Here is an 11,851-nt window from a genome sequence, read left to right as displayed (position 1 = left end):
TTCTCATTTTCTTATGTCTTCCTATTTTTATAGTACATACTCTCAGTAAAGCGGAGAGTATTAGTTTAGGAAGAAAAACTTTTAACCCTAATAACCCTTTATCTATTAATTATAAATTTTAGTAACTATAAGATACCCTGACTATTATAGTTACTTCCCTTATTGCTATCTGAAATCAGATAGTAAAAGCATTAAATACCCTAATTTAATATAGAAAGTGCGTAGCTCCGAATATTTCTGATCGAAGTTACGCACTCTTTTTTTATATCAGTTTTCGGATACTTTGTAGCTTAATATTTTACTCATGCTACAATAACATGTTTTTTGTAGTAGAGAAATAACCCTCGATTTAATAACCGATATAGCCTAATTTGGCAGATGTGATTTTTCCAGTTTCTTTCACATTGTTTATTAAAAATTGTAGTCTTTCATCGGAAAGATTATAGCTAATACATCCTACACTTACGGCACCATGTACTTCACCAAAGTGGTTTAATATAGGAGCTGCAACGGACGTTGTACCTTCTGTTCGTTCACCATGACTAATGCCATATCCTTGTTTTTTGATTTCTTTAAGAGTATTCCAAAAAGACATTCGATTTTGCTCCGCAATATATTCTTCAACTAATTTTTTTGCTTTTTTAATAGGCATGTGGGCTAGCATAACTTTGTTGGCAGCTCCGATATGCATTGGAATTCGAGATCCTAGTTGGTCAAAGATTCGAATTGTATTATTCTCACTATCAATTCTTTCAATAATAAGTGACTCAGATCCCATTGGACGACTTAAATAAACGCTTTCATCTGTAAGATGCATAAGTTTTTCTAACTCTGGACGGATTAAACTGATATAATCCATCGAGTCGTACATTTTTAAACCATATTCCATCCAAATGTCTCCCAATTGATATTGCTTCGTTTTTTCATCTTGTTTGATTAATCGATGCCCGATCATCGCTTTTAGTATGCGGTGCATGGAACTAATAGGTAAATTACAAATATGAGATAGCTCTGTGATAGATAATCCGTCCTCATTAGCGTTTGTAACGAGAACTTTCACTATATTCATGGCTCTATCAATGGATTGCATGTTAAAAAGCACCTCTTAATTTATTTTTAGAAAATTTAAAATACATTGACAGTATAACATAGATGATTTTATAATTTAATTAAATTTCCATTGTTAGGAAAGTTTTTCCGTAATACGGAAAAAGAAGTGATAATGCTTCTAAAAATGGATGATATTTCAACTTAATGGAGGTATATAAAATGTTCAAAAATGTCATTGTAAAATCGCCAGGAGAAAGCTACGTGAAAGGGTTAACGACTTCAAATCTTGGTAAACCAGATTATGGAAAATTACTTGTTCAGCATCAAGCTTATGTTGAAGCATTAAAAAAATGCGGAGTATCTGTGACTCATATGCCCGCTAACGAAGAATTTCCAGATTCTACATTTGTTGAAGATACCGCTGTTTTAACACCAGAATTTGCGGCGGTTACAAACCCAGGAGCTGAATCTAGAAATAAAGAAATTATTGAGATGGAGCCTATCTTAAAGAAATTTTATGAAAAACTGTACTATATTAAAAATCCTGGAACATTAGATGGTGGAGATATTCTCCAAATTGAAAATCATTTTTATATTGGAATTTCTGATCGGACAAACGAAGATGGAGCTAGACAGCTAAAAGAAATTTTAGAAGGTGAAGGCTATGTGGTTTCTATTGTACCTTTGCAAAAGTTTTTTCATTTGAAAACAGGTATTGCTTATCTTGGAAACAATACAATAGTTGCTGCTGGTGAATTTATTGATCATCCTGATTTCGCACAATATGAGAAGATTATTGTTCCAACTGAAGAGGAATATGCGGCAAATTGTATTTTAGTTAATGAATATGTCATTATCCCTAAAGGTTATGAAAATACAAAACGTCAAATCGAAGAAGTTGGATTGAAAACAATTGAACTTGAAATGTCTGAATTCCAAAAGCAAGATGGAGGATTAAGTTGTTTATCTCTTCGTTTTTAGTCATGTGAAAGGAATGGGTTGAAGGAGTTTATAATCCCTTTATCTGTTAGCTAGAAAGGAGAACGTTCATGAATCATCTATTATGGAGAAAACCTGAAAAACTAAGAGAACTACTTTGTGAACTTGTAAGTTGGGAAAGTCGAACTCTAACAGAAGGCGAAAAAGATTTTGCTTATAAAGTGGGAGAAAAACTGCGGGAAACGACATATTTTAAAAAAAATCCACAAAATGTTTCTTTGCATGAAGTGGATTTGGATCGGAATTTTGTCACAGCATTTTATCAAAATGAAAATGCTCTAGATACGGTCGTTCTAATCAGTCATTTTGATACAGTTCATACAGAAGAGTATGGAGATTTAGAGCCGTTAGCATTTTTTCCTGAAGAGCTTACGAAGGTGCTTCATACACGGAAACATAATTTATCAGAAGAAGCCAGAAATGATCTTGAGTCAGGAAAATACTTGTTTGGAAGAGGCACGATGGATATGAAAATGGGATTAGCTCTTCATATGTCTCTTATTGAAAAAGCGAGTGTAGAAGAATGGCCAATAAATTTAATACTTTTAACAGTTCCTGATGAAGAAGTGAATTCTTCTGGTATGCGAGCAGCTGTTAAAAAGCTTGTTGAACTTCGTAATCAATATAATCTGAGATATAAACTATTTTTAAATAGCGAACCATCTTTTTCTCAAAAACCAGGTGATACCAAGCACTATATATACACAGGATCTATAGGCAAGATTATGCCAGCTGCTCTTTTTTATGGAAAAGAAACACATGTTGGTGAACCTTTAAAAGGAATGACAGCAAACTATATTTCTTCTTTTTTAACCCAATTAATGGAGTGGAACTCTCTTTTCAGTGAGCAAGATTTAGGAGAAAAAGCACCGCTACCAGTATCTCTTCAGCAAAAGGATTTAAAATTACATTATTCTACTCAAACGCCATATCGTGCTGTTGCGTTATACAATGTATTCGTTATGAAACGAAGTGCTTCAAAAGTCATGGATTTATTTGAACAGGTTGCACAAGAAGCAGCAAATAATTGTAATAGATCATATGAAGAACTTTGTCGACGAGAACAAATGAATGGGGTAGGTAAAGTACAAGTATTACGCTATGATAGATTACTTACATACGCGGAGCAAAAACTAGGAAATTCGATTGTAGAAGAGATTAAACAGGAAGTTATGAAGCAACCTCAATGGGATGACCGAGAAAAGTCATTAAGAATTGCTGATAAATTAATGATACAATGCCAAGAATTAGCACCTACAATTGTTCTATTATTTGCACCACCATATTATCCTCCAGTTAATACATCACATGATCCACTCATCATAGAATCTGTGCAATTAATTAAGAAAGTGGCTAACCAATTCAGTATTGAAGTGAACCAAATCCATTATTTTAATGGTCTGTGTGATCTAAGCTACGTTCAATATAACAATCATGACGATGGATGGACCGCTTTTGAAAAAAATACACCTGTCTGGGGAGATTCCTATAGTATTCCATTTAAAGAAATGGCTCAACTACAAGCGCCGGTATTTAATGTTGGTCCATTTGGAAAGGATGCTCATCAGCTTACAGAACGTCTTCATATAGATAGTGCCTTCATTCAAACACCCGCTATGCTTGAAGGGCTAATAAAACATCTGTTTCAAAATGTAGTAGATTTACAATCTTGTTAAACATCTTGTCCTCTGTGTTATCCATTTCTTATTAAAATAAGAGGTTATTCGAAATGACTATATTTTTAAAAGGGTCATTTTAAGTAATAACCTCTTCCTATTCTACGAAAAAAAATATAGCATATTAACTTTACTCAAACACAATTTTTCAGAGATAGCTCCATCCTTTCAATAATCCAATTTAAATGGGGGTCAGTTATGAGTAATATTCCTAAAGAACAATCAGATCCAGCATTTCAACATGATGTTAAACCTAAAAAAGAAATGAATCCTTTCGTATTAATGTTTATCGTTATAATTATTGCGACAATCCTTACGTATATTGTGCCAGCAGGACAATATGAACGTATTGAAAAGGATGGACGCATGGTAGTTAATCCTAATTCATTCGAATTTGTTGATTCTTCCCCTGTAGGACTTTTGGATATGTTCAGTAGCGTGCATCTAGGGATGGTGGAAGGAGCTACAATCATTCTTTTTGTCTTTATGTTTGGAGGAGCTCTTGGTATTATGCAAGCATCTGGTGCCCTAGATTCTTTAATAAAATTTGTAGCAGCCCGATTAGGAGCGAGAGAGAAAATACTGATTCCCTTGTTAGTTTTGATTTTTTCTTTATTAGGAGCTTTAATTGGTTCGGCAGAGGATTCCTTAGTTTATATAGCAATCGTTGTTCCGTTATGTTTGGCACTAGGTTTTGATGCGATGACGGGCTTTGCTATTGTGATTTTGGGAACATTAGCTACGGGTTTTGTTTCTGGTATAACCAATCCATTTAATGTAGGAGTAGCTCAAAGTATTGCTGAATTACCTATGTATTCTGGAATGGGACTACGTATTGCTCTGTATGCAACTTTTTATGTTGCAACAGTTGCTTTTATATATCTACATGCTAGAAAAGTAAAAAGAAATCCTGAAATCGGTATTTATGGGAAGTTTAATCGAGGTCAGAATACGGAGATTGATCGAAGCTTTAAAATGAGCAGAAAACATCTGTTTTCCTTACTCGTGTTATTGTTAAATTTTCTTGCATTAATCTATGGGGTTATTGAGCTGAAATGGTACATTAGTGAAATTGCTGGTTTGTTTTTATTCTGTGCGATTATTATGGGATTTATTAGTGGGTTAACACCTTCGCGTATGGCTAATGGCTTTATTTCAGGAGCAGGTGAGATGGTATCAGGAGCTCTTATTATTGGGGTAGCCCAAACTATTTTAGTTATTCTGACAAAAGGTGGTTTATTAGACACGATTTTGTATTATACGTCTGATTTAGTTGAACATTTTCCACCTTCTATCAATGCATTAGGGATGTTTGTTTTGCAAATGTTTATCAATTTTATTGTTCCGTCCGGAAGCGGTCAAGCTGCATTAACAATGCCTATTATGATTCCACTTGCTGATATCGTCGGAATTACCAGACAGACAGCTGTTTTGGCGTTTCAATTAGGAGATGGTATTTCCAATATGATATTCCCAACTGCAGGAGTGCTTTTAGCCGGATTAGCTGTTGCGGGTATACCTTTTACAAAATGGATTAAATGGGTTTTCCCATATTTTTTATTGCAAGTCGTCATATCGATTGTATTTTTAATCATTGCTCAATTCATTAATTATGGTCCGTTTTAAAATAATGGAATATTTAAAAAAGGGGATAGTAAAATGAAACGTATTCTAGAAGATGTTATTTCATGGAGACGTCATATCCATGAAAATCCTGAAATTTCCTATCAAGAGCATCAGACCTCTGACTATATTTACAATATTCTAAGTGATTTTCCAGATTTAATTGTGACAAGACCTACTGAAACAAGTGTCCTAGCAGTATTAAAAGGTTCAAAAAGTCTTCTTGAAGAGAGTTATACGATTGCTTTTCGAGCAGATATTGATGCACTTCCAATTGAAGAGGAAGCAAATGTTCCTTATAAATCAAAAAATCCAGGAGTCATGCATGCATGTGGCCATGACGTACATGCCGCTATGCTTCTGGGGGCAGCGAAAATTTTATCTGAAAAGCGAGAAGAGTTGACTGGAGAAATTCGTTTTATATTTCAACATGCGGAAGAATCGTATCCAGGTGGTGCATCAGAATTAGTGAAGAAAGGTGTAATGGATGGTGTAGATTATGTGTTTGCCCTTCATGTAACTCCATATGAAAAAACAGGTACAATGTGTATTAAAGAAGGAGTATTATGTGCAGCGGCTGATGATTTTGAAGTGAAAATTATTGGACAGGGAGGTCATGCCTCAACCCCAGAGCTAACAATTGATCCATTAATTATTGCGGCAGAAATTACAACAAACCTTCAATATATTGTATCTCGAAAAATCTCTGCCTTAAAAGCACCTGTCATTTCTGTTACACAATTTCATTCAGGAAGTGCATTAAATGTTATTCCTGAATACGCAGAAATTGGAGGAACCATTCGCTCTTTAGATTCAGAAAGTCGTGTTAAGGCAAGAGAGTATTTAGAGCAAGTCATTAAAGGAATATGTGATGCACATGGAGCGAAATATGAAGTGAAATGGTATTTAGGATATCCAGCGGTAGTAAATGAAGAAAATGCTGTATCTATCTCAAGAAATGCCGTTGAGAAGGTTTTGGGTAAAGAAAATGTCATACATGTTGAGGATCCAATGTTTGGCACAGAGGATTTTTCTTCTTATTCAGAAATTGTACCTGCTTCTATGCAATTCATCGGTGTGCATAATGATGCTTTATTAGGAAAAGCATATCCATTGCATCACCCGCAATTCAAAATTGATGAAAATGCTCTGCAATACGGGGTAGATTATTTTGTTGAGGTTGCCGAAATTCTGCTTCAATCAAAAAAATAGTACTTTATATGAAAAGCACATGTATAAGAGTGAAAGGATAACTCGATTACAGTGCTTTTTTATGTGAGTTTATTTAATATAACGAAACAATTACCAAATACGGTTGAATTCATGTAGTGTTATAATATCGGCTGAGGTAAAAATTATTATTTAAAGTATAGATTTAATTAAAAATCATCTAGAATTGCATTTTTTGATATAAAATTCCGTTGGATAACGTGTTTCGTTATTTTAAATAAAGGAGATGGATTATGAAAGCAAAATTTATGATAGCTATTGGTTGGATGTGTGTTGGCTTAGGAATGATTGGTGTAGTAGTACCTGTTTTACCTACAACACCGTTTCTGTTACTAGCAGCTACATTATTTGCAAGAAATTCGAAAAAGTATGAGGCTTGGTTGAAATCGACGAAAGTATATAAAAACTATGTCGTACCTTTTAAAACGAAAGGTGGATTAACCTTACGTACCAAAATCGAGATTACCTTAACGTCTTTCACGATATTAATGATTAGTGGAATTGTTGTTTCTACTATATATATCAGGTTGTTATTATTATTTATTGGATGCTGTCATTTATTTGTTATTATTAGAATCCCAACCATTAAACCTGAAGAGAAAAGTGATAAAAGCGAGCAAGAAGTTTCATAAAAAAATCATGAACTTATAATGAATATCATATATTTTAAAAAAACGAGAGGTAGTATGCAGAGGTATACTACCTCTTTTGTTGAGCAGTTTTTATTGGAATAGTTAAGGACTATTAAAATCACCGTCAGATTTAGAAAAGAAAGAAGGACTTTGTAGGTATTTTGAGAATATGTCTATATATATATTTGAGAAAGCTCTTTGGAATAGAAGAAGTGTTCGATTTGGTTGATAATACTATAGGGGGATGTTTATGCAAAAAGAAATTATTTCACCTCAGCGTTTATTAAACAGTAAAGGACAGCTTCAAGAAGCAGGATATGCTCGAGAATTAATTCTGGAATATCATCGGAATGATGTAAAAGCCAACTTTATGCGGATAAAGGAATGGGATTATTATTTAATTACAAATGATGAATTTGCAGTAGCGTTAACAATAGCAGACAATTCTTATATGGGATTAATCAGTATTTCTTTATTGGATTTCCATAATCCATGGTATAAAACAACGAGCATTATTAAACCATTTACCTTTGGAAAGTTTAAACTTCCATCTAGCTCAAAAAATGGTGATGTGTTATACAAAGATAGGCGAGTTGATATCCGATTTTTAAATGATGGTCAAACACGCAGGTTGCAATGCTATTTGCGAAATTTTAGTAATGGAAAAGACATAGAATGCGATCTTACTTTGTTTGATGAACCAGAGGATTCAATGGTTATTGCAACACCTTTTAAAGAAGATACAAAGGCATTTTATTATAATCAAAAAATTAATTGTATGAAAGCGGATGGTTATGTTGCGTATGATGGAAGAAAATATGTGTTTGAACCTCATTCTTCATTTGGAACATTAGATTGGGGTAGAGGTGTATGGACATATAATAACACTTGGTATTGGGGCTCTTCCTCAGGAGTAGTTAATGGAAAAAGTTTTGGCTTTAATATTGGTTATGGGTTCGGAGACACTTCGGCAGCTAGTGAAAACATGTTGTTTTATGAGGGTAGAGCTCACAAGCTTGAAGAGATAACTTTTAAGATACCGATGAACGGGGAAGAATATAATTTTATGAGTTCATGGACATTTACATCGAGTGACGGGCGATTTGAAATGGATTTTGTTCCAATTTTGGATCGTAGTGATTATACGTCGATAGGGTTTATAGCAAGTGATCAGCATCAGGTATTTGGTCGTTTTTCTGGTAGAGCAGTATTAGATGATGGTACCGTTTTATGGATAAAAGATTTATTAGGATTTGCAGAACGAGTAGCAAACCGATGGTAAAGGATGATTATTGAAGTGAATTTACAAGATGTAATGGAAAAGTTAGAAGAGTTAGGAACAGAGCAAACGAAGAAAACTTTTTTAAGACATGGAGCAAAAGAGCCGTTATTTGGAGTAAAGATAGGTGATTTGAAAAAGTTAACGAAATTTGTTAAAAAAGATCAGGAGCTTGTAAGGGAATTGTACAGAACAGGGAATTCAGATGCCATGTATTTAGCGGGTTTAACGATAAATCCTAAGCATGTAACAAAGGAAGAGCTAGAAGATTGGATGAATCGTGCCAATTGGCATGCCATTACTGAATATACAGTTGCTAATGTAGCTGCAGAAAGTCCATTTGCTATCGAGCTTGCGTTAGAATGGATAGATTCTGATGATGAAATAGTGGCCGCTGGCGGTTGGAGTACATATACAAATTACATATCTATTACACCTGATGAGGAATTGAATATAAATGAAATAAAACAATTATTAAAGAAAATAGAAGATACGATATCGAAGGAGAAGAATCGCGTTCGTTATGTAATGAATGGATTTGTTATTGGTGTTGGATCATTTGTTAAAAATCTAAATCAAGAAGCAATAGACACGGCAAAAGCGATTGGTAAAGTAACTGTTCATATGGGAGACACTGCTTGTAAGGTTCCGTTAGCAACTGAGTATATTGAAAAAGTAGCTGATAAAGGCAAGATTGGTGTAAAAAGAAAAACTTGTATATGTTAAAGGAAAGGATTTAAAAGGCTATTTTCTAAAAGATGGCAGTTTGTCAATAAGATCTGCTTTGTTAGTAGCTAACAATTTTTTGTGAAAACAGCCATTTAAAATGACTTTGATTGATGTTACAATGAACGTATATTAATGGAGGAGGCATCTAATTTATATATCATGGATATCCTATAACTTTTTTCTATGTAACTTAATAGTGAAAAGGTCTTTACCTGTTGGTAGAGAAATAGGATTAGTATGTATATTTTTAGATGTTTAGTTAAGGAAACGAGTAAACCATGAATAAATATGGTTTATTAGAGTTCCTCAAAAAGTAATCTCGAAAGGAATAAGGTTTCCATTACTAGTAGGGATAACTAATATTCTTAGGCTACGGCTTATGAAGCTAGACATTTTTAAAGCGTTGAAGATTCAAATGAAATTAATCCATTTCAAGCCACAGGAAAATCTTGTGGTTTTTTATTTTTGTAGAAAATCATACTCACTATTTGAATTTAAGCATTTATAAAAGCATGTTTGAAGAAATGGAGTGATATGTATGATGTCTGTTTTGAAAATAAATAATGGAATGATTGAGATAAACCAAAAAGTATTAGTAGACCATATGAACTTTGGTGTGAATCTTGGTGAGAGAGTTGCATTAATTGGAGAAAATGGTGTGGGAAAGACAACGTTAATGAAGGTTATTACTGGAGAGAGAAAGCTTTCTAAAGGAACACTTTTAATGAATATAGAAGAGGAACAAATCGGAATACTTCATCAGGATGTTTCTGAACAAAAGGGTGAGCTTGTAAGAGAAGGGGTAGAAAAACAAAATCCAGCTTTATATTCTTTGAAAACAAAATTAGATACTATGTTAAAAGAATGGGAACAAAAAGGTGATCATTTTAATCAAGTTGAAGAGTATAACAAGCTTCTGGAGAAATATATAGAAAATGATGGCTATCAATGGGAAGAAGACATAGACAGATGTTTATTAAAAATGGATATTGGTGAGTCTCTATGGAAAACACCATTTCAAAAATTAAGTGGTGGACAGAAAACAAAAGTAGGATTAGCTAAAATTATGATAAATGAACCAACCTTTTTAATTTTGGATGAACCAACCAATCATATAGACTTTGAGACCGTGCAATGGTTAACTAGGTGGCTGAAAAGTTTTAGAGGAACCGTTTTATTTATTTCACATGATCGTGCTTTTATAGATGATGTTGCTACAGTAACAATTGAGTTAACTACAGATGGTACTAGAACCTATCATGGTGGATACTCCTTCTACAAAAGTTCAAAAGAACAGGAAATAAAATCGGAAAGAACGCTTTATGATAAGGGGGAAAAAGAAAAGAAAAAAATAAGAGAAATGATTCAAGTTTATAAGAATTGGCATCAAAAAGCGAAGTCTGCTGCTAGTGTAAGAGATCCATTTGCTCAAAAGCAGGCAGGTAGAGGTGCAGACAAATATAAGGCTAAAGAGAAAATACTAGAACGATTAGAAAAGAATAGTATTCCTAAACCGAAAGAGACGGCTACAATTTCAGCTCACTTTCAAAGCGGTGATTTTTCGGCAAAGAAAATGATTCAATTATCACATGTGTTTTTTTCTACGTTAAGGATGAACCTCTTCTTCAAGATGTGAATCTGATGATAGAAAGAGGAGATCGAGCTGCAGTTATTGGTAAAAACGGATCAGGGAAAACAACTTTATTACAAGTTTTAAGTGGAATATTGAAACCAACTAATGGAAGTATCCAAAAGAATCCTCAGCTTCGTATTGGTTACTTTATGCAGGAATTAGATAATTTAAATATGCATCATACCATTCTAGAAGAAATATTGACTATACCTGAAATGGGGCAAGCGGAAGCAAGGACTATTTTAGCCTCATTCTTGTTCCGACGAGAAGACGTTTATAAGTCGATTCAACAATTAAGCATGGGTGAACGTTGTCGGGTTGCTTTTGTTAAATTGTATTTTTTAGATGCAAATTTACTGATTTTAGATGAACCGACAAACTATTTGGACATCGCTACTCGTGAAAAAATTGAAGAGGCGCTCGATGCATATGAAGGTTCTATAATAGTTGTTTCTCATGATTCTTATTTATTACGTCGTTTGTCTAATAAGGTAATATCTCTTCAAAATCATCAAGTTAAAACCTATTTAGGAAGCTTTAGGGAATGGGAAAAGAGAAATGAAAATCCGTCATTGTCTATAGGAGAAAACACAGAAAAGTATTTATTAGAATTACAGATGTTAGCTCTTTTAGGCCAAGATGAGAATGACCTATCTGAAGAAGAAAAGCAAAATAGAATAGAGAAAATTCGAAACGTAGAGAATCAATTAGAGGGATTCAGTTAAAGTCAAAAATGATTAAAGATGTATCTAGTAGTAATATGGAGCGAGATAAAACTGTCGTGTATTAATGCGACAGTTTTTTTCTGAGAATGTGCTTATTTAAAACTACTTTATATGAAGGAATTTAAATATTGTTCTATTTATTTTAATATTAGCTACTGGTTATGTGTGTTTAGAAGTGTATGACCGAGTATCAAAGAAACGTAAATCAAAAGATATTCATACGAATAGAGAAATAACATAAATTCTCGTATTCTATCATTTTATTAAAAGCTTAT

10 protein-coding genes are annotated in these 11,851 nt (G+C 33.5%); 9 read left to right on the top strand and 1 reads right to left on the bottom strand.

The genetic code is table 11. The features are described from left to right. Positions 1-349: 349 nt before the first annotated feature. Positions 350-1,090, bottom strand: coding sequence for an IclR family transcriptional regulator (locus BN349_RS17030; protein ID WP_019243541.1), 741 nt, complete (start codon positions 1,088-1,090; stop codon positions 350-352). Between the two features lie 179 nt (positions 1,091-1,269). Here BN349_RS17030 and BN349_RS17025 point away from each other — a divergent pair, with 179 nt between their 5' ends. The 9 genes from BN349_RS17025 (at position 1,270) to BN349_RS24990 (ending at position 11,576) form a co-directional block, all read left to right on the top strand. Further along, a complete protein-coding gene (locus BN349_RS17025; protein WP_019243540.1) occupies positions 1,270-2,031 on the top strand; it encodes a dimethylarginine dimethylaminohydrolase family protein in 762 nt (253 codons plus the stop codon). Positions 2,032-2,099: 68 nt separating this feature from the next. Continuing rightward, on the top strand, positions 2,100-3,725 hold the full coding sequence (locus BN349_RS17020; protein ID WP_019243539.1) for a M20/M25/M40 family metallo-hydrolase: 1,626 nt from the start codon (positions 2,100-2,102) through the stop codon (positions 3,723-3,725). 198 nt (positions 3,726-3,923) lie between these two features. After that, the gene (locus BN349_RS17015) at positions 3,924-5,351 is read left to right on the top strand and encodes a YfcC family protein (RefSeq protein WP_019243538.1); all 1,428 of its coding nucleotides are present in this window, start codon (positions 3,924-3,926) and stop codon (positions 5,349-5,351) included. A 33-nt stretch (positions 5,352-5,384) separates the two neighbouring features. Next, the gene (locus BN349_RS17010; protein WP_019243537.1) at positions 5,385-6,560 is read left to right on the top strand and encodes a M20 metallopeptidase family protein; all 1,176 of its coding nucleotides are present in this window, start codon (positions 5,385-5,387) and stop codon (positions 6,558-6,560) included. A 251-nt stretch (positions 6,561-6,811) separates the two neighbouring features. Further along, positions 6,812-7,210, top strand: a complete 399-nt coding sequence (locus tag BN349_RS17005) for a YbaN family protein (protein WP_019243536.1) — start codon at positions 6,812-6,814, stop codon at positions 7,208-7,210. A 250-nt stretch (positions 7,211-7,460) separates the two neighbouring features. Beyond that, a complete protein-coding gene (locus BN349_RS17000; protein ID WP_019243535.1) occupies positions 7,461-8,492 on the top strand; it encodes a DUF2804 domain-containing protein in 1,032 nt (343 codons plus the stop codon). 15 nt (positions 8,493-8,507) lie between these two features. Further along, positions 8,508-9,215 carry a DNA alkylation repair protein gene (locus tag BN349_RS16995; protein ID WP_019243534.1) on the top strand — a complete coding sequence of 236 codons (708 nt, stop codon included), beginning with the start codon at positions 8,508-8,510 and terminating at the stop codon, positions 9,213-9,215. 541 nt (positions 9,216-9,756) lie between these two features. After that, positions 9,757-10,854, top strand: coding sequence for an ATP-binding cassette domain-containing protein (locus BN349_RS24995; protein ID WP_051024281.1), 1,098 nt, complete (start codon positions 9,757-9,759; stop codon positions 10,852-10,854). A gap of 5 nt (positions 10,855-10,859) precedes the next feature. Beyond that, positions 10,860-11,576 (top strand): ATP-binding cassette domain-containing protein, encoded by a 717-nt coding sequence (locus BN349_RS24990; protein ID WP_051024279.1) that lies wholly within the window; start codon positions 10,860-10,862, stop codon positions 11,574-11,576. Positions 11,577-11,851: the final 275 nt, after the last annotated feature.

It is taken from the genome of Bacillus sp. AP8, assembly GCF_000321185.1.
Lineage (GTDB): Bacteria > Bacillota > Bacilli > Bacillales > DSM-1321 > Bacillus_AD > Bacillus_AD massilioanorexius.
The sequence above is the reverse complement of the archived record's forward strand: the minus strand, read 5'-3'. Positions and strand labels throughout refer to the sequence as shown.